Source organism: Eikenella sp., assembly GCF_057315495.1.
Map to the genome: position 1 here is coordinate 112,444 of NZ_DBHKXY010000034.1, position 17,656 is coordinate 130,099.

Genomic DNA, 17,656 nt, shown 5'->3' on the forward strand with positions numbered 1-17,656 from the left:
CTTCTATAATACCCGCTTCTTTCCAGCCGCCACCGCCATGCTCACCGATTTAGAAAAAGACGCCATCCGCCGCCACTACCAAGCCATCAGCGAAAACCTGCCCCATTTCCGCCCGCGCAAAGCGCAGCGCGAAATGCTGGCCGCCGTGGCCAACACCCTGTCGCGCACGCTGGAAAAAGCCGACGGCGAAGAGCCGCCCAAGCGCGAGGGCGAGAGCATTGCCGTGATTGAAGGCCCCACCGGCGTGGGCAAAAGCCTGGCCTATCTTTTAGCCGGCGGCATCATGGCGCAAACGCGCGGCAAGCGGCTGGTGGTATCCAGCGCCACCGTGGCCCTGCAAGAGCAGCTGGTAGGGCGCGATTTGCCGTTTTTGGTGGAAAAAAGCGGGCTCGAGCTCACCTTTGCCCTGGCCAAAGGGCGCGGCCGCTATCTCTGCCCCTACAAACTCTACCAGCTTACCCAAAGCCAGGCGCAGCAAAGCCTGGCCGGCTTCGATACCCCGCAAATCCTGTGGGACAGCAAGCCCAAGCCCGAAGAAATCCAAACCCTGCGCGAGCTGGCCGATGCCTTCGCCGAACGCCGCTTCAACGGCGACCGCGACACCTGGCCGGAAAAAATCGACGACACGCTCTGGCTCAAAGTAAACAACGACAACTACGGCTGCCTCAAAGCCGCCTGCCCCAACCGCCCCGAATGCCCCTTCTACCTTGCCCGAGACACGCTCGAAACCGTGGATGTGGTGGTGAGCAACCACGATTTGCTCATGGTGGATATCGGCATGGGCGGCGGCGTGATTCTGCCCGCGCCCGAACACAGCTTCTACTGCATCGACGAAGCGCACCACCTGCCCAAAAAAGCGCTCAACCAGTTTGCCGCCGAGCATTCATTGAACCAAGCCGTGTGGGCGCTGGAAAAACTGCCACAAATCACCGACAAAATCGCCGCCGTAACGGACAAAGCCGAGCTGGCCAACTTGGCCGACGAAGCCGCTGCCTCCCTACTCGACAGCCTCTACGAATGGCAGTTCCACCTCGGCGCCACCCCCGAGCTCGCCTACAACGACAGCGGTCGTGATCCGCAATGGCTGTGGCAAGACGGCCAAATCCCAGAAGAGCTCGCCCTACTCGTATCCAACACCGCCGCCGCCGCGCAAAGCCTCTACAAACACGCCAACAGCCTTAACGACGCCCTCGCCACCGCCCGCCGCGAAAAAGACAGCGACAGCGCCCAAATCGACCGCCTCAGCAGCGAGTTCGGCATATTCCGCGCCCGCATCGAGCAAATCAGCGCCGTGTGGGACTTGCTCGCCACCGAGCCCGTTGGCGACGCCCCGCCGCTGGCCAAATGGATCGAATGCAGCCACAACAGCGACAAAACCGACTACTCCTTCCACGCCTCCCCCGTGAGTGCCGCCGCCATGCTCGCCGCCGGCCTGTGGCGCCGCGCCGCCGGTGCCATCCTCACCTCCGCCACCCTGCAATCGCTCGGCAGCTTCCAACACCTATTACAGCAAACCGGCCTGCAATGGCTGCCCGAAACCACCACCCTCGCGCTGGAAAGCCCCTTCAACTTCCCCGCCCAAGGCGAGCTCTACATCCCGCCCGTGGCCGCCAGCCCCAAGCAGGCCGAAGCCCACACCGCCGAAATCGCCGAATGGCTGCCCAAGCTCATCAGCCCCGAAGAAGCCGTCGGCACCCTTGTTTTATTCTCCTCGCGCAAACAAATGCAAGACGTGGCCTTAAGGCTACCTGAAAGCCACCTACCCTTATTGCTCATCCAAGGCGACCTGCCCAAAGCCATTCTGCTCGAACGCCACCGCCACGCCATCGCCGAGGGCCGCGCCAGCATCCTGTTCGGGCTCGACAGCTTCGCCGAAGGCCTCGACCTGCCCGGCAGCGACTGCGCCCACGTCATCATCGCCAAACTGCCCTTCACCATGCCCGACCATCCCATCGAAAAAACCCGCAGCCGCTGGATAGAGCAGCGCGGCGGCAACCCCTTCATGGAAATCACCGTGCCCGAAGCCGGCATCAAACTCACCCAAGCCGTGGGCCGCCTCATCCGCACCGAACACGACTACGGCCGCATCACCATCCTCGACAACCGCATCCTCACCGCCCGCTACGGCAAACAACTCCTCGCCTGCCTGCCACCGTTCAAACGTATTGGCTGAACACGGAGCAAAGAGCTACCTGAAATGTTTAACCTTGCAGCAACCTGCAAGGCTAAACATTTCAACTTTATTGAAGCCATACTTTCAGGTAGCCTTACCGAACAACCGGCTGGCTGAAACCCGGCTCACGAGTAAAAAGCAGTAAAACCCGCCGTCTGTTTGCGCCTGCCGCTTCATTGCCCCGCCGCTTTCAGGTAGCCTTAGGCCATTCCGAATTATCCAAACCGACATCAAGCATGAAAAAAATCGTATATCAACATAGTCTCCCCCTCCTCACTGCCGGCCTGCTCGCCGCCTGCTCCAGCCAAACCGAAACCCCGGTCGAGCCCATCAACACCGACAGCAGTGCCGCCGTCCAACTGCCCGGCGGCCGCCGCAGCGATTCTGAAGACAAAGTGCTGGCCGATTACCAGCTTTTCCAGTCCGCCCAAGCCGCGCTCAAACAGGGTGATGCCAGCCAGGCCGCCCAATTCCTCGCCCAAGCCCAGCCCAGCGCTATGGCCAACAGCCTGCGCAACCAGTGGCTCAAACAGCTTGGCCGTAACGGCCAATGGCAAGAGTTCGTTCGGCAATACGGCTACCTGAAACCTGCCGACCGCGATAAAGAAACCCGCTGCTATGCCGCACTGGCCGGGCAGGAAAATCAAAATGCCGCCCAAGAAGTGCTGGCCGAACTCGGCCGCCAGCCCGAAGGCTGCAACCGCCTGATCGAACAGCTCGCCACTCAAGGCAGATTGCCGGCCGATGCTGCTTGGCGGCGTGTGCGCGGCTTGCTGGCCAACAACCAAATCAGCGATGCCCGCCGCTTGGCCTCTGCCTTGGGCTCTCCCTTACCCGAGCCGCTCACCAGCGCCACGCCCGACAGCCAAGGCGGCCGCGAAGCCCTGTTGCACAGCGTAATCGGCCAAAATGCCCGCAAACAGGCCGATGCCGCCCAACGCCTGCAAAGCCTCTCCTCCAGCCTCAGCCCGGCTCAAACCGGCTTTGCCTGGGCCGTGCTCGGCCACCACTACGCGTTGAACCAACGCTTCCCCGCCGCGCTCGACGCTTTCAACCGCGCCGACCGCAACCAGTTTGGTAAAGAACACTGGGAATGGTATGCCCGCAGCGCCCTGCGCCTCGGCCGCTGGAACGAGCTGCAAAACATCATCGCCGCCATGCCCGATACCCTACGTGCCGACCCCACCTGGCAATATTGGCTTGCCCGCAGCTTGGCCGCCAGCGGTGATTCCACCCGAGCCCAGCAGTACTATCGCCAAGCCGCAGCCTCCGGCCGCAACTTCTATGCCCTGCTCGCCACCGAAGCCCTCGGCGGTAACGTGGACACCCGCAACACCGCCGCCGAGCCCGGCAGCAGCCAAACCGGACAAGTGGCCGCCGATGGTGCGGTTTCCCGCGCACTCAACTTATTCCGCGCCTCCCAGCGCAGCGGCGATTGGGACATGCGTAAGCAAGCCCAGGCCGAGTGGCGCTATGCCGTGGACAGCTTCAACGAACCCGCCCTGCTCGCCGCCGCCAAGCTCGCCCACGATGCCGGCTTCTACGAGATGGGCATTTATGCCGCCGACAAAACCCACAGCCAAATCAACTACAACCTGCGTTATATCTCCCCCTTCCGCGACAGCGTGAGCCGCTACGCCGCCCAAGCCAATATCGACCCTGCCTGGGCATACGGCATCATCCGCCAAGAAAGCCGCTTCATGATTGGCGTGCGCTCCCGCGTGGGCGCCGCCGGCCTGATGCAGGTGATGCCCGCCACCGCCCGCGAAATTGCCGGCAAAATCGGCATGGATCCGGCCGAATTGCACACCATCGAAGGCAACATCCGCATGGGCACTTGGTATCTGGGTGATGTCCGCAACCGGCTGGGCAACGAAGTGCTCGCCACCGCCGGCTACAACGCCGGTCCCGGCCGTGCCCGCAACTGGCAAGCCTCCTCAGCGCTCGAAGGCGCAGTGTATGCCGAAACCATTCCGTTCGACGAAACCCGCGACTACGTCAAACGCGTGATGACCAACGCCACCTATTACGCCAGCCTGTTTAACGAGCCGCGCACCTCCCTCACCCGCCGCATGGGCACCATTCCAGCACGGTGATGAAGGCTAACTCAACTTCGTTTCAACCTATTTGGTAGGTAAAAGGCTACCTGAAAAGTTTCAGGTAGCCTTTTTGCCGATATAAATCCAGAGTTTGCTGTTTTTTGCGTAGGCGCTCAATATGAGTGCACACGATTTATCTGCCTATTATATGGCGCACTGTTTCGTGCAATACCCATACCGCCACATTATTTCTTTTGTACAAGTGCCTGGCTGGCTTAAGCACCTATTTTTCAGGTAGCCTTAGCTGCGTGAAAAGCTGCCTATCATCCACCACCCGCCCATCTTAAAGAAAGGCTACCTGAAAGTGCCGCTCGTTTCCCTTCACGACTACCTCCGCCCCTGGAAGCTGTTTTCGCTTGCCTGCGGCATCGCCATTCTTATTGCCGACTCCTACCTCCAACCCGCGCCCGACTGGGATATTCCCATCTGTTTTCTAATGGCCTTCAGCACCTACCTGTTCGCTCCCATCAGCTCGCGCACGTTGGCGCGCTGGCAGTGGAAATACTTGCCGCTGGCCTTGTTTGGCATGTGGTTCTCCGTCGACGGCATCTACTGGCTGTATTGGGCATGGCGCGATCCGGTAGCCCTCGAAATGATGCGCAGCGGCAATGCCCCCGCATCCGCCTACCTGTATGCCCTATGCGCCATGATTTGGCTACACGACGGCACCCTGCGCGAAATATTGCGTTTGAAGAAGTAAAGCATATAGGCTACTTGAAACCCGCCCGGCAAAAAGCCCCGCAAAAAGCGGGGCTTGGATTGGTGCCGGTAAAGGGAGTTGAACCCCCGACCTTCGCATTACGAATGCGCTGCTCTACCAACTGAGCTATACCGGCCAGATTCGGCAATTAGGCGCGTTTGCGGAATTCGCCGGTGCGGGAGTCGATTTCCACTTTGTCGCCGTTTTCAATGTAGGCCATCACTTGGATTTCGGTACCGCCCACGAGGCGTGCGGGTTTCATCACTTTGCCGGAAGTGTCGCCTTTAACGGCGGGCTCGGTGTATTCCACTTCGCGCACGATGATGGTGGGCAGCTCAACAGAAATCGGGTTGCCTTCGTAGAAGGTTACTTCGCACACGTCTTCCATGCCGTCTACGATGAATTTCAGGTTATCGCCGATGTTTTCGCCTTCAACTTCGTATTGGTTGAACTCTTCGTCCATGAATACATACATCGGGTCGGCGAAATAGCTGTAGGTGCATTGTTTGCGGTCGAGCTGGATAACGTCGAACTTGTCATCGGCTTTCACGATGGTTTCGCTGTTTGCGCCGGTGAGCAGGTTTTTCAGCTTCATGCTCACTTTAGCGGAGGAGCGGCCGCCTTTGATGTATTCGGTTTTCTGTACCACCATCGGCTCGCTGCCCACCATGAATACGTTGCCGGCGCGCAATTCTTGTGCGGTTTTCATAATTTATATCTCTTTCAGTCTAATCAGGGAAAAACGGAAAACGCGGCATTTTAGCGCAAACGGTTTTGACTGTCCAAAGTAAAGGCTACCTGAAATTTTCAGGTAGCCTTTCGCGCTACTTATTCGTAATAACGCCCCAAGTCCAACAAATCGCCCAACAGCGACCAATCCCCTGCCACAGCCGCTTCTTCCCCCAAACTGTCTTCCAACCCCTGCGCGCCGCATTCCAAAAGGGTGAGTGGGTCGAAGTTGTACCAGCTATAGCCGGTTTCGGAGGTGATGCCGTAGTGGCGCAATTCGTTTTGCAGCTCTTGGCCACGCATGCGGTGCAACTCGGCTACCTGAAAAATAATCACGACACAGGCGTATTGCCACGGATCGCTTGTTTTCAGCCCCTCATCGGGCATCTGGCGGATGAGCAGCCATTGTTCGTTAAACGGGGCAGGCGCGGCAGTAAAGGCTTCTTGCAGCAGGCTGAGGCAGAGGGTGGGCGTGCAAACGGCATCCTGTTGGCTTTGCAACAGGGCATAGAGCGCCAGGAGATAGTCTTCGAGATTACGGTTGGCGAATGATTGGCGGAGGTTTTCGATGTGGATGGAGAATTCACTATAGTTCATAGTATGAGCATGGGTTGTAGCACTAAAACAAAGCGGCAACAGGCATCCGCCCATCGCCGCCCTGCCCGATTGAAAACCAACAACTCAACCACGCTGCTGTTCCGGCGGCAGCTGTTCGCTGGTGCGGCCGAAACGGCGTTCGCGCACCCGGAAGGAAGAAATGGCACGGTCGAACTCGGCAGCGTCGAAATCCGGCCACAGCGCGTCGGTGAAATAAAACTCGGCATAGGCCATTTGCCAAAGCATGAAGTTGCTGATGCGGGTTTCGCCGCCGGTGCGGATAAACAGGTCGGGCTCGGGGGCTTCGGCCAAGGAAAGGCGCTGGGAGAGGTCGTCTTCGGTGATTTCGCTTTTGCCTTCGGCAATCAGCCGGTTGGCAGCTTGCAGGATATCCCAGCGGCCGCCGTAATCGGCAGCCACGGTGAGCGTGAGGCCGGTGTTGTCGGCGGTGAGCCGTTCGGCGGCTTCGATGCCTTCCACAATCGCGGCGGGGAAGCGGCTTCGGTTGCCGATTACTTTGAGCCGCAGGTTGTTTTGGTGCATTTTGGCCACCTTCCCGTCTAGCGCCTGCAAAAACAGCTTCATCAAAAAGGAAACTTCGTCTTCGGGGCGGCGCCAGTTTTCGGTGGAAAAGGCGAATACGGTGAGGTATTCCACGCCGAGCTCGGCGCAGCGGGCGGCTAGGTTTTCCAGGGCGGTGAGGCCGCGTTTGTGCCCCATCACGCGCGGCAGCAGGCGTTTTTTCGCCCAGCGGCCGTTGCCGTCCATAATCACGCAGACATGGCGCGGGATGTTGGTGCGTTCGGGGATGGTTTGGGTGCTGCTGCTCATATGCTTTTCCTCGGGCTGGGCGGGTTTCAGGTAGCCTGAGGCGGCACGGGCCAATATATCAGCCCGTGCCGCCGTATCGCTCGGATGGTTTACACCACCATCAAATCTTCTTCTTTGTGCTCCAGCAGTTTATCCACTTCGGCGATGTATTTGTCGGTGAGCTTCTGGATCTGCTCTTCGCCGCGGCGGGCATCGTCTTCCGACACTTCTTTGTCTTTCAGCAATTTTTTGATGTGATCGTTGGCATCGCGGCGCACATTGCGAATAGACACGCGGCCGTCTTCGGCTTCGCCGCGCACTACTTTAATCAGGTCTTTGCGGCGCTCTTCGGTGAGCATCGGCATCGGCACGCGGATAAGGTCGCCCATAGAAGCGGGGTTCAGGCCGAGGTTGGAATCGCGGATGGCTTTTTCCACGGCGGCGGCCATATTGCCCTCATAGGGCTTCACGCTGATGGTGCGCGCGTCGAGCAGGGTTACGTTGGCCACCTGGCTCACCGGCACCATGCTGCCGTAGTATTCCACTTCCACCTGGTCGAGCAGGCCGGTGTGGGCGCGGCCGGTGCGCACTTTGGCTAAGTTTTCGCGCAGCACTTCCACCGAACGCTGCATCTTGGTTTCGGCTGAGGTTTGGATTTCTTTGATCATAGGGTTTCCTTAATTGAGATGTTTTCAGGTAGCCTTCCGGCTGCCACGGCAATAGTGCATAACGAGCGGGATACTACCTTGCTTTGCCCGCTGCGGCAAGGTTTTCCGGCCGCCGGGCACGCCGCCACCATAAACCGCGCATCCGCCGTCTCTCCAGCCTGATAAACCACATCATGATGATGCCGATTTCCCATATCCTATCTTCAGCCCGCTAAATTTTCAGGTAGCCTTGAATCTGCGCACACTACTTTCCTATCAAGCCAGCATTTGCTAAATTCCACAGCAGTAAATTATGCCATATTCCCAGCCTCACTATATAAAAGGCTACCTGAACCCACGAGGATAACCCCATGCACCGCCTCATCCTGCTCTCCGCCCTCCTCCTCACCGCCTGCCCTCTGCCCTATTGCCCCGTGCGCCCCATCCCGCCCAATGCACCCAAACTCCACACCAAAGCCCCGAGCAGCACTGCTTTTGCCCGCGAAAAACAATCCGAATCCAAGCTCCCCGATGGCGACACCATGCGTATCGGCAGCGAATGCATCACCGTCCACAACCGTACCCTCACCCTTCACCCCTGCCGTAACATGCCCAACCAATATTTCGAACGTATAGTCCGCAACGGCACCATCCGCCAAAATGGCCAATGCCTTACCCAAACCGGCAGCAACATCACCCTCGAATCCTGCACCGGCAAGCGCAATCAAGAATGGTATAGCGACGGCAAGCGCCTGTGCAGCCGCAGCGCCAATGCCCAATGCTGGAGCGTCAGCCGGCACGGCGTGCGCCTGCAAACCCGCAACGACTCGCCCGAACAAGAAGTGCTGCGCTAACGCCGCAACGGGCAAACGCATAATGAAGGCTACCTGAAAGGTTTCAGGTAGCCTTCTTCTAGGTATTAAAATAAAAAATCAATCGAAAAGCAATTTTTAATTGGATAAATAAAACACTCAGCACTACAATAGCCGTCAATCAAGCAACAAATCTTTTCCCCACTGTATTTAATTAAGGAGCCATCATGAGCATCAACATCGGTATCAACGAAACCCAACGTCAAACCATTGCCCAAGGCCTGTCTAAAGTGCTGGCCGACACCTACACCCTTTATCTGAAAACCCACAACTACCACTGGAACGTGGAAGGTCCGATGTTCCACAGCCTGCACACCATGTTTGAAGAGCAATACAACGAGCTGGCGCTGGCCGTGGACGAAATTGCCGAACGCATCCGCGCGCTGGGCTTCAAAGCACCGGGTTCCTACAGCGAATTCGCCAAACTCACTTCTATCCCCGACGGCCAAAGCAGCAACGATGCTCCTACTATGATTCGCGAGCTAGTGGAAGGCCAGGAAACCGTGATCCGCACCTGCCGCGAGCTGTTCCCCGCTGTGGACGAAGCCAACGACGAACCCACCGCCGACCTGCTCACCACCCGTATGCAAACCCATGAAAAAACTGCCTGGATGCTGCGCGTGTTGCTGCAAAAATAAGCAGGTTTGTTCAATACACCAACGCCCGTTATGGCAACGGGCGTTTTTTTTGCGGCGCGAAAAGCTGGCCGGAGCAAGATTGCCAGAGGAGGTTGAACTTCTGCGGAAACCAACTTCGGGTTGGGCAGATTTTGTGTTGGTGTTTTTCAGGTAGCCTCTCCCCCTGCAACAGGCTACCTGAAACTCAAAACATCAGGCCGCTTCCCTTTGTTGAGAAGCGGCCTGCAATCTTGCCAATTCAATCAAATATGCACCAAAGTGCCTTCGTCTTCGCCAAGAACCACCCGTTTGAGCGCGCCTTCTTTGGCAATGCCGAACACCACGATGTTCAACTTGCGCTCGCGGCACAGCGCCAGGGCGGTGGCATCCATCACTTTCAGGTTTTTCACGATGGCTTCGTCAAACGTGATGTCTTGATAGCGCGTGGCCGAAGCGTCTTTTTTCGGGTCGGCGGTGTACACGCCGTCCACATTGGTGGCCTTGAGCATGATGTCGCAGTTCATTTCCGCACCGCGCAGCGCGGCGGCGGTGTCGGTGGTGAAGAAGGGATTGCCCGTACCGGCGGCAAAAATCACCACTTTGCCTTCTTCCAAATATTGAATGGCTTTGGGGCGGGCATAGGTTTCGGCAATCTGCTGCATGGAAAGCGCCGATTGCACGCGCGCGGGCTGGCCGAGGCTTTCAAACGCATCTTTCAAGGCCAGGGCATTCATCACCGTGGCGAGCATGCCCATGTAGTCGGCAGTGGCGCGATCCATATCGCTGGCCTGCGCAGCCACGCCGCGGAACAAGTTGCCGCCGCCAACCACCACACCCACTTCCACACCCATTTTGGCGATTTCCACAATCTGCCCGACAATGCCCATAATCGTGGTGCGGTTGATGCCGAAAGCATCGTTACCCATCAATGCCTCACCTGAAAGTTTCAATAAAACACGCTTGTAGCGGATAGTCATGGCAGCCTCTCTTCATGGTTGGAAAATTCAAACGGCAGGCATTATACGCTCTTTCGGCGGCGTCGGTTGGCTGATTTTGGCAGTTTATTATAGTGGATTAAATTTAAATCAGGACAAGGCGGCGAGCCGCAGACAGTACAGATAGTACGGCAAGGCGAGCCAACGCTGTACTGGTTTAAATTTAATTCACTATATTACAGGCTACTTGGAAAATCTGCCTACCTTTTCAAGTAGCCTTTGCTGCCACGCCGTCGAAATAGCGCAATACAGTATCCGGCAGCCAATCCAAATCAGCCGTGCCGGGGAAGCCGGCGTGGCCGCCGTATTCGGGCTGCAACAACGTAACGCTTGGCGACACATCGCCCGCCTTTGGCAGCGATTCGGCAGGAATGAAGGGATCGTTGAGTGCGTTCAAAATCAGGGTGGGCACGGCGATTTGGTGCAGTAGGGGTTTGGCGCTGGAGCGGCGGTAGTAGTCGGCGGCATCGGCAAAGCCGTGCAAGGGGGCGGTGAAGGCGTTGTCGAAATCGGTAAGATTGGCGGCGGCTTGCACGGCAACGGCGTCAATCTGCGGAAAACGGGCGGCGCAAGCGGCGGCTTTGGGCAATAGCGAACGCAGAAAATAAGGCGCGTACAGCATTTTGCTTAAACCCTGCTCCAGCTGGCGTGAGGCGGCGGTTAAATCCAACGGCGCGCTCACTACGGCGGCAGCCTGCGGAATGGCATGGCTGCCTTGTTCGGCCAGATATTTGGCCAATGCGTTGCCGCCCAAGGAAATGCCGACGGCGCAGATACGCGGGTAGCGCGCGTGCATTAATTGCAGCATGTGCGCGACTTCGACACTGTCGCCGGAGTGATAAAACACGGGTGCGCGGTTTTCCACTTCACCACAGCTGCGGAAATGCGCCACCACGCCATGCCAGCCGTGCCGTTGCGCGGCAAACATCAAGGCGCGGGCATAATGGCTGGCGCTGCTGCCTTCCAGCCCGTGAAACAGCATCAATAGCGGCGCATCGTGGCGTTGGCCATCTACAAAATCGTAGGCCACTTCGGTGGCACCCAGGCTGTCGGGCAAAAGCTCGCGCCGGTAGGCCGGGCTGCCAATGCGCACCAGCTTCGGCCAAATGCTTTGCAAATGCCCGCCGCGCAACCAAAACGGTGGCCGGTAGGCGGGGAATTGGGGGGAATTGTTTCGGTTCATGTGTGGCAATCCATTGAAAATATTTAATTGGCAGTACGCGCTTGGCTATCGCCTACTTCACATCGGGCAGCAAATTAGCCAACTAATAGGCTAATTTATAAAGAAGTTTATTTAAATCTATTAGATTGCTTACCCGCAAAATACAACACTTACCGACATTGCCGTAGGTAAAAAAGCGGCAGAATCATTGTCAAACCTTGCATCGATATAGTAGAGTGTTTCCACAGCTACCGGCAACGGTAGCCATTTTTCACAGGGGAACCGAACTATGCAACGCAAACTAACTGTTCTGATGCTGGCCTTGCTGCCGATTGCGTCCGCATGGGCCAGCGATGTAAAAATCGGCAACGACTCTTCCGGCCTGCCGCCCGAATTGGTACAAAATTTGGCACAAACGTCCAAATCCATGGGCGTGAAAGAGCCTATGAATATCAGCACCCGCAGCGAAGGCGGTGCACGCTATGCCGTGGTATCCGGCACTTCCGGCACCACCTGCCGCATCAAACTGTCCAACGGCAACCCGCCCACCATCTTGGGATTGTCCTGCCGTTAATCCAAACCGGCACATTTTTGGAAAACAGCCCGAATATCGGGCTGTTTTTGTTTCCTGATGCTTGAGGCTACCTGAAACCCTGTAGCATGGTTTTTCAGGTAGCCTTTGCTTTCGAATTGCCTACTGTTTCAAGCGTTCGATTTTCGCGCCCACTTTGCCCAGCTTCTCTTCGATATGCTCGTAGCCGCGATCCAAGTGGTAGATGCGCTCCACAATGGTATCACCGTCGGCCACCAAACCGGCAATCACCAGGCTGGCCGAAGCGCGCAGGTCGGTGGCCATCACAGTAGCGCCGGAAAGTTGTTCCACTCCTTTTACCAGCGCGGTGTTGCCCTCAGCGCTGATATGTGCGCCCATACGGTTGAGTTCGGGCACGTGCATAAAGCGGTTTTCAAAAATGGTTTCCACCATCCGGCTACTGCCCTCGGCCACTGCGTTCATCGCCATAAACTGCGCCTGCATATCGGTGGGAAAGCCCGGGTGTGGCACGGTACGCACGTCTACTGCTTTTGGACGCTGCGTCATTTTAATGTCAATCCAATTTTCGCCGGTTTGGATTTCCGCGCCGGCTTCCACCAGCTTGTCCAACACCGCTTCCATGGTTTTAGGCGCGGCATTTTGCAGGCGCACCTGCCCGCCGGTCATGGCTACGGCGCAGAGAAAAGTGCCGGCTTCGATGCGGTCGGGCACCACGCTGTGGGTACAGCCGTGCAGTTTTTCAACGCCTTCAATCGTCATAGAAGGCGTGCCGATACCGCTGATTTTCGCGCCCATTTTCACCAAGCATTCGGCCAAATCCACCACCTCCGGCTCCACCGCGCAGTTTTCCAGCACGGTGGTGCCTTCGGCCAGCGTGGCCGCCATCAGCAGGTTTTCCGTGCCGCCCACGGTCACCATATCCATCACCACACGCGCGCCTTTGAGCTTGCCGCGCGCCTTCACATAACCGTGTTCAATCACAATTTCCGCACCCATGGTTTCCAGCCCTTTCAAGTGCTGATCCACCGGCCGCGAGCCAATGGCACAGCCGCCGGGCAGGCTCACCTCCGCCTCACCGAAACGCGCCAGCGTGGGGCCAAGCACCAAAATGGAAGCACGCATGGTTTTCACCAATTCATACGGCGCGCAAGTATTGTTCACCGTGCCGCCGTTGATTTTGAATTCGCTCACGCCGTCGCTTTCCACTTCCGCGCCCATACCTTGCAAGAGTTTGTGCGTGGTTTTCACGTCGGCCAGCATCGGCACATTGGTCAGATGCAGAATATCTTCGGTTAACAGCCCGGCGCACATCAGCGGCAGGGCGGCGTTTTTCGCGCCGGAAACCACAATTTCGCCGTGCAACGGACCGTTGCCGGTAATTTTCAGTTTGTCCATGTTTCAGTTGAATTTCTTTAATCTTTAGGTTGAAGCGGCAGCCTCTGGCAACAAAGGCTACCTGAAAACGCGAGATTATAAACGTTTTGCCTTAGCCATAGGCAGCCTTTGCCCAACTTTTATAGTGGATTAAATTTAAACCAGTACAGCGTTGCCTCGCCTTGCCGTACTATCTGTACTGTCTGCGGCTCGTCGCCTTGTCCTGGTTTTTGTTAATCCACTATACCACCATGCTTTTCAGGTAGCCTCCCGCCCGCTCCAAGGCTACCTGAAAACATTCAGCCCACACCAACACCCCGTTTTTCTGCGCTATAGCAAGCTCACTTCACTTCCGCTGCAGCCTTAGCCCACCTGGTATCAAAAGGACGCCAATCTGCTATACAATCAACCCATCCCCATCCAGCACAAAGGCCGCGCCATGCCCGACCAATCCCTCGCCCCCCACCGTCAGGCCATCGATGCCATCGACGCCGAAATCCTCAGCCTGCTCAACCGACGCGCCGCCCACGCACGCGCCATCGGCGAGCTCAAAGGTACCGGCATCGTCTACCGCCCCGAGCGCGAAGCCCAAGTGTTGCAGCGCATTCAAAGCCTGAACCAAACCGCCGCCGGCCTCCTGCCAGACGAAGCCGTTGCCCGCCTGTTCCGCGAAATCATGAGCGAATGCCTCGCTGTAGAACGACCGCTCACCATCGCCTACCTCGGCCCCGAAGCCACCTTCACCCAGCAAGCCGCCGTGAAGCACTTTGGCCACGCCGCCCGCACCCAGCCCTGCCCCTCCATCGACGAATGCTTCCGCCTCGTAGAGGCCCGCCAGGCCGACTACGCCGTTGCCCCCGTGGAAAACTCCACCGAAGGCCCGGTCGGGCGCACCCTCGACCTTATGGTTTCCACCCCCCTGCGCGCCTGCGGCGAAGTACTCCTGCGCATCCAGCATCATTTATTGCAGCAACCCGGCGGCAACGGGCAGCCGGAAAAAGTGTATGCCCACGCCCAAGCGCTCGCCCAATGCCACGAGTGGCTCAACCGCCACCTGCCCCGTGCCACCCGCATTTCCGTGGCCAGCAACGCCGAAGCCGCCCGCCTCGCCGTCGACGAGCCGCAAGCCGCCGCCATTGCCGGCCAGGCTGCCGCCGAGCACTACCACCTGGCCAAACTCGCCGCCAACATCGAAGACGAGCCCAACAACACCACCCGTTTCCTCATCTTCGGCCACAACCGTACCCAGCCCTCCGGCCGCGACAAAACTTCCCTCATTGTTTCCGCCCCCAACCGTCCCGGCACCGTACACCGCCTGCTCCAACCCTTCTCCGAGCACGGCATCTCCATGACCAAGCTCGAAAGCCGACCCAGCCGCGCCGGCCTATGGGACTACCTCTTCTTCATCGACATCGAAGGCCATGCCGACAGCCCACAAATCCAGCCCGCCCTCGAAGCCCTCGCCGAACGCGCCGCCTTCGTGAAAATCATCGGCGCCTATCCACAGGCCGTGCTGTAGATTTTCAGGTAGCTTCTTGATGCAGCAAGAGGCTACCTGAAACAAGCTTTCCAAAAGAAATGGAGTTTCTGCAAAACTATTAAAGCAACTAAAATTAGTCTCTACTAAAGCTCAAAAAACATCCAACTTTGCGCTAAAATCTTTCTTTTCTAACCACCCTAATGGAATCACACCATGCGTATCCTGCCCCTTGCCGCCACAGCCATCCTGTTCGCTGCCGGCACTGCCCATGCCGATATCAAAATGTTCCGCAGCCCCAGCGGCAACATCAACTGCATGTACGACCACTCTCCCGGCGTAGTGGAATGCCAGATTCCCCAGCCCGATCGTCCAGTCCTCCCCAAACCGCGCGATTGCGAACTCGATTGGGGCAGCAACTTCTCCATCGCCCGCACCGGCCACACCCAAATGGGTTGCGTGGGCGACAGCCTCGCCAGCCCCGACAGCCGCGTGCTGCCCTACGGCCAAACCCTGCGCGGCAACGGCTGGCAGTGCACCAGCCGCACCAGCGGCATGACTTGCACCAACAGCCAAAACCACGGCTTCGAAATCAGCAGCCGTCGCCAACGCCTGTTCTAACTTCTCTAGTGTACACAAAAGGCTACCTGAAATTTTCAGGTAGCCTTTCTCTTGCTAACACCCGTTTACTCCACCGATTGCAACGCCTCGCCCAAACCGGTACGGCGGTGGTTTTTGCGCTGCACGGCGGCAGAGAGGGCGCTCATCTGGCCGGCGTAGCCGAAGCGGCGGCGGGCGCGGGTAATGGCGGTGTAGAGCAGGGTGCGGTCGAACAGGGCAGAATCGGCTTCATCGCCCAAGAGCCACACTTCTTGGTATTCCGAGCCTTGGCTTTTGTGCACGGTCATGGCGAAGGCGGTATCGTGCGCGGGCAGACGGCTGAGCGATACGGTGCGGAAGCCGCCGGCATCGGGGAAAAATGCAGCCAGCCCGTCGCCGTGCGGCAGCACGATGCCGATGTCGCCGTTGAACACTTTTACCGCATAATCGTTTTCCGCCACCATCAGTACCTGCCCGGCAAACCAGCCCTGTTCCGCCGCCCTGCCCTGCGCAACCAGGAGCTTGCGGTATTCGTGGTTGAACTCTGCCGCCTGGCTGCGCCGTGCGGCCAGCAACACCAGTTGCTGCTGGGAGGCGAAGCAGGCCGCCAGGTCGCCGCTGCTTACCGCCTGCCAGTAGGCTTCGTGCTGTTTGGCAAATCGGCGTGCCAAGGCGGCAGGGGTTTCAGGTAGCCTGAATAAGTCATCGGTGAAGCGGGCAAACGCAGCTTCGGCAGCCGCCGCCTCGCCGCCCACCACGGCCTGCGCCAGTGCGCCCACGCCACGCTGCGGGTCGAAACGGTGGCTGTATTCCAGCCGCGCCACATTGCCGGCCAGTGGCGGCGGGTTATCCCGCACCTCAAACGGCACGCCTTCAGGTAGCCATTCTGCCAACTTAGCGGCTTCTTCGGCAGTGAGCACGGTGGGCTGCGCCAGCACGGGCAGCACGGCGCCGATGCCCACCGGCGGCAGCTGGTTTTCATCACCCAGCAAAATCAGGCGGCCATGCTCGGGAATGGCACACAATAATTGGTGCAGCAGCGGCAAATCCAGCATGGAAGCCTCATCGGCCACCACAATATCAAATGGCAGCGGCTGCTCGCGGTCGAATTTCCGGCGGCCGGTGGTGTTCAGTTTCAACAAACGGTGGACAGTTTGTCCTTCCAATGCCGTTAAATGCTGCAACACCTGCTCGCTACCCACCTTAAAGCCATTCAACGCGCGGTGCAGCGAACGGGTCATGTGGGCGGCAGCCTTACCGGTGGGGGCGGTGAGCGCGATGCTCGGCATCTCGGCCGCATCGGCACACAGCAGCGCCAACAGCTTGGCCACGGTGGTGGTTTTGCCCGTACCCGGCCCGCCGGTGACCAGCATCAGCGGCTGCAACACCGCCAGCGCGGCAGCCAGCCGCTGCTCGTTATGCCCGGCATCGGGAAACCAATCGCACAAACGCTGCCGCAGCCCGGCATTTTCAGGTAGCCTCACCCGACCGCGTGCAATCCGCCGCAATTCGGCAGCCACACTGCGCTCCAGCGCAAACAGTCTGCCGCTAAACAGCCGCCGCCCGCGCAATACCAAAGGCGTGAAGCCACTGCCATCGCCCACCACCGGCGCGGCCTGACGCAGCGCATCCGCCTCTTGCGGCGTAAGCGTGATGTAGCTGTGGCTGCCCTCTTGCGCGGCAAACAGTTCGTCCAGCAGCGGCAGCACCGGCGCGGCAGCCTGCGGTGCCAAACGCTGCAACATTTCGGCAGCGGCTTGGGCTGCGGGGTAACGGTATTCGGTCATAGCGGATTCTTTCAGGTAGCCTGCGGGCGGTACAGGCGGCAAATGGGCGGTAAAACCAAGTGTGAATTATAAGCGCTGGTCTCATCCGTTCCAAACTGGGAATGGCCTGCATAGCGAACCAGAATAAGAAAGCTACCACATTAGTTCGCCTGCCGTACTACCTGCCCTGCCCGCGGCCTAAGCCTTATCCCACTCTTTTTTATCCACTATCTTGGATGCGGAGATTGCATTCAAGCCGATTTGGCTAAGGCCATATTTCAGGTAACCCTACCCGTTAAATTAGACAAAATGTATATAAAACTAAGCTACACTACATCTAAGGTAATTTTTACTTTCTCTCTCTTGCGTTTTTTAGACATTATGTGCATAATCCACCCTAAAACCACACCAAGGAATAAATCTAATGAGTGCACAAACCCTCTACGACAAACTCTGGAACAGCCATATTGTCCACGACCCAGAAC

Annotated in this window: 16 protein-coding genes, 1 tRNA gene and 1 pseudogene; 9 read left to right on the top strand and 9 right to left on the bottom strand. The window is 58.1% G+C overall.

All coding sequences use genetic code 11. The features are described 5' to 3' along the window. Window positions 1-37: 37 nt before the first annotated feature. From dinG to ACO6EE_RS06220, 3 genes are all read left to right on the top strand, one after another. Window positions 38-2,173, top strand: coding sequence for an ATP-dependent DNA helicase DinG (gene dinG, locus ACO6EE_RS06210; RefSeq protein ID WP_485959995.1), 2,136 nt, complete (start codon window positions 38-40; stop codon window positions 2,171-2,173). Window positions 2,174-2,409: 236 nt separating this feature from the next. After that, on the top strand, window positions 2,410-4,269 hold the full coding sequence (locus ACO6EE_RS06215; protein ID WP_485959997.1) for a lytic transglycosylase domain-containing protein: 1,860 nt from the start codon (window positions 2,410-2,412) through the stop codon (window positions 4,267-4,269). A gap of 307 nt (window positions 4,270-4,576) precedes the next feature. Further along, a complete protein-coding gene (locus tag ACO6EE_RS06220; RefSeq protein ID WP_485959998.1) occupies window positions 4,577-4,972 on the top strand; it encodes a hypothetical protein in 396 nt (131 codons plus the stop codon). A 60-nt stretch (window positions 4,973-5,032) separates the two neighbouring features. Here the strand turns inward: ACO6EE_RS06220 and ACO6EE_RS06225 are convergent. From ACO6EE_RS06225 to frr, 5 genes are all read right to left on the bottom strand, one after another. Then, window positions 5,033-5,108 (bottom strand) — tRNA-Thr (locus tag ACO6EE_RS06225). A 12-nt stretch (window positions 5,109-5,120) separates the two neighbouring features. Continuing rightward, a complete protein-coding gene (gene efp / locus ACO6EE_RS06230) occupies window positions 5,121-5,681 on the bottom strand; it encodes an elongation factor P (protein WP_003823135.1) in 561 nt (186 codons plus the stop codon). Window positions 5,682-5,800: 119 nt separating this feature from the next. Then, window positions 5,801-6,298 (bottom strand): hypothetical protein, encoded by a 498-nt coding sequence (locus tag ACO6EE_RS06235; RefSeq protein WP_485960000.1) that lies wholly within the window; start codon window positions 6,296-6,298, stop codon window positions 5,801-5,803. An 84-nt stretch (window positions 6,299-6,382) separates the two neighbouring features. Then, entirely contained in the window at window positions 6,383-7,129 is a 747-nt protein-coding gene (gene uppS / locus ACO6EE_RS06240; RefSeq protein WP_485960002.1) for an undecaprenyl pyrophosphate synthase, read from the bottom strand. Between the two features lie 89 nt (window positions 7,130-7,218). Next, the gene (frr, locus tag ACO6EE_RS06245; RefSeq protein WP_003823140.1) at window positions 7,219-7,776 is read right to left on the bottom strand and encodes a ribosome recycling factor; all 558 of its coding nucleotides are present in this window, start codon (window positions 7,774-7,776) and stop codon (window positions 7,219-7,221) included. A 350-nt stretch (window positions 7,777-8,126) separates the two neighbouring features. On the opposite strand from frr, the gene ACO6EE_RS06250 reads away from it, so the two are divergent. Both ACO6EE_RS06250 and ACO6EE_RS06255 read left to right on the top strand, forming a co-directional pair. Beyond that, window positions 8,127-8,609: an RICIN domain-containing protein gene (locus ACO6EE_RS06250; RefSeq protein ID WP_485960004.1), complete on the top strand. Its 483-nt coding sequence runs from the start codon at window positions 8,127-8,129 to the stop codon at window positions 8,607-8,609. A gap of 185 nt (window positions 8,610-8,794) precedes the next feature. After that, window positions 8,795-9,265 (top strand): Dps family protein, encoded by a 471-nt coding sequence (locus ACO6EE_RS06255; RefSeq protein ID WP_003823145.1) that lies wholly within the window; start codon window positions 8,795-8,797, stop codon window positions 9,263-9,265. 242 nt (window positions 9,266-9,507) lie between these two features. Here the strand turns inward: ACO6EE_RS06255 and pyrH are convergent, their stop codons facing one another. Next, window positions 9,508-10,221 carry a UMP kinase gene (gene pyrH, locus ACO6EE_RS06260; protein WP_003823146.1) on the bottom strand — a complete coding sequence of 238 codons (714 nt, stop codon included), beginning with the start codon at window positions 10,219-10,221 and terminating at the stop codon, window positions 9,508-9,510. Window positions 10,222-10,309: 88 nt separating this feature from the next. On the opposite strand from pyrH, the pseudogene ACO6EE_RS06265 reads away from it, so the two are divergent. Then, window positions 10,310-10,416: pseudogene (locus tag ACO6EE_RS06265) on the top strand (IS5/IS1182 family transposase); the annotation flags it as partial. 31 nt (window positions 10,417-10,447) lie between these two features. Here the strand turns inward: ACO6EE_RS06265 and ACO6EE_RS06270 are convergent. Next, entirely contained in the window at window positions 10,448-11,422 is a 975-nt protein-coding gene (locus ACO6EE_RS06270; protein WP_485960006.1) for a YheT family hydrolase, read from the bottom strand. Window positions 11,423-11,690: 268 nt separating this feature from the next. Here ACO6EE_RS06270 and ACO6EE_RS06275 point away from each other — a divergent pair, with 268 nt between their 5' ends. Then, entirely contained in the window at window positions 11,691-11,975 is a 285-nt protein-coding gene (locus tag ACO6EE_RS06275) for a hypothetical protein (RefSeq protein WP_485960008.1), read from the top strand. Between the two features lie 120 nt (window positions 11,976-12,095). On the opposite strand, the gene murA is transcribed toward ACO6EE_RS06275, so the two are convergent. Further along, window positions 12,096-13,349 carry a UDP-N-acetylglucosamine 1-carboxyvinyltransferase gene (murA, locus tag ACO6EE_RS06280; RefSeq protein ID WP_485960009.1) on the bottom strand — a complete coding sequence of 418 codons (1,254 nt, stop codon included), beginning with the start codon at window positions 13,347-13,349 and terminating at the stop codon, window positions 12,096-12,098. Window positions 13,350-13,767: 418 nt separating this feature from the next. Here murA and pheA point away from each other — a divergent pair, with 418 nt between their 5' ends. After that, window positions 13,768-14,847 (top strand): prephenate dehydratase, encoded by a 1,080-nt coding sequence (gene pheA / locus ACO6EE_RS06285; protein ID WP_485960010.1) that lies wholly within the window; start codon window positions 13,768-13,770, stop codon window positions 14,845-14,847. A gap of 174 nt (window positions 14,848-15,021) precedes the next feature. Further along, window positions 15,022-15,426: a DUF6636 domain-containing protein gene (locus tag ACO6EE_RS06290; protein WP_485960012.1), complete on the top strand. Its 405-nt coding sequence runs from the start codon at window positions 15,022-15,024 to the stop codon at window positions 15,424-15,426. Between the two features lie 65 nt (window positions 15,427-15,491). On the opposite strand, the gene recD is transcribed toward ACO6EE_RS06290, so the two are convergent. Further along, complete coding sequence (recD, locus tag ACO6EE_RS06295; protein ID WP_485960013.1) at window positions 15,492-17,192, bottom strand: exodeoxyribonuclease V subunit alpha; 1,701 nt, start codon at window positions 17,190-17,192, stop codon at window positions 15,492-15,494. Window positions 17,193-17,656 lie beyond the last annotated feature (464 nt).

What these genes read in the sequence shown, in the direction of transcription:
- dinG (WP_485959995.1), top strand. Translation starts at nt 38, where the DNA reads ATGCTCACCGATTTAGAAAAAGACGCCATCCGCCGCCACTACCAAGCC.
- ACO6EE_RS06275 (WP_485960008.1), top strand. Translation starts at nt 11,691, where the DNA reads ATGCAACGCAAACTAACTGTTCTGATGCTGGCCTTGCTGCCGATTGCG.
- pyrH (WP_003823146.1), bottom strand. Translation starts at nt 10,221, where the DNA reads ATGACTATCCGCTACAAGCGTGTTTTATTGAAACTTTCAGGTGAGGCA.
- ACO6EE_RS06250 (WP_485960004.1), top strand. Translation starts at nt 8,127, where the DNA reads ATGCACCGCCTCATCCTGCTCTCCGCCCTCCTCCTCACCGCCTGCCCT.
- ACO6EE_RS06270 (WP_485960006.1), bottom strand. Translation starts at nt 11,422, where the DNA reads ATGAACCGAAACAATTCCCCCCAATTCCCCGCCTACCGGCCACCGTTT.
- ACO6EE_RS06235 (WP_485960000.1), bottom strand. Translation starts at nt 6,298, where the DNA reads ATGAACTATAGTGAATTCTCCATCCACATCGAAAACCTCCGCCAATCA.
- recD (WP_485960013.1), bottom strand. Translation starts at nt 17,192, where the DNA reads ATGACCGAATACCGTTACCCCGCAGCCCAAGCCGCTGCCGAAATGTTG.
- efp (WP_003823135.1), bottom strand. Translation starts at nt 5,681, where the DNA reads ATGAAAACCGCACAAGAATTGCGCGCCGGCAACGTATTCATGGTGGGC.
- frr (WP_003823140.1), bottom strand. Translation starts at nt 7,776, where the DNA reads ATGATCAAAGAAATCCAAACCTCAGCCGAAACCAAGATGCAGCGTTCG.
- murA (WP_485960009.1), bottom strand. Translation starts at nt 13,349, where the DNA reads ATGGACAAACTGAAAATTACCGGCAACGGTCCGTTGCACGGCGAAATT.
- uppS (WP_485960002.1), bottom strand. Translation starts at nt 7,129, where the DNA reads ATGAGCAGCAGCACCCAAACCATCCCCGAACGCACCAACATCCCGCGC.
- pheA (WP_485960010.1), top strand. Translation starts at nt 13,768, where the DNA reads ATGCCCGACCAATCCCTCGCCCCCCACCGTCAGGCCATCGATGCCATC.
- ACO6EE_RS06290 (WP_485960012.1), top strand. Translation starts at nt 15,022, where the DNA reads ATGCGTATCCTGCCCCTTGCCGCCACAGCCATCCTGTTCGCTGCCGGC.
- ACO6EE_RS06215 (WP_485959997.1), top strand. Translation starts at nt 2,410, where the DNA reads ATGAAAAAAATCGTATATCAACATAGTCTCCCCCTCCTCACTGCCGGC.
- ACO6EE_RS06255 (WP_003823145.1), top strand. Translation starts at nt 8,795, where the DNA reads ATGAGCATCAACATCGGTATCAACGAAACCCAACGTCAAACCATTGCC.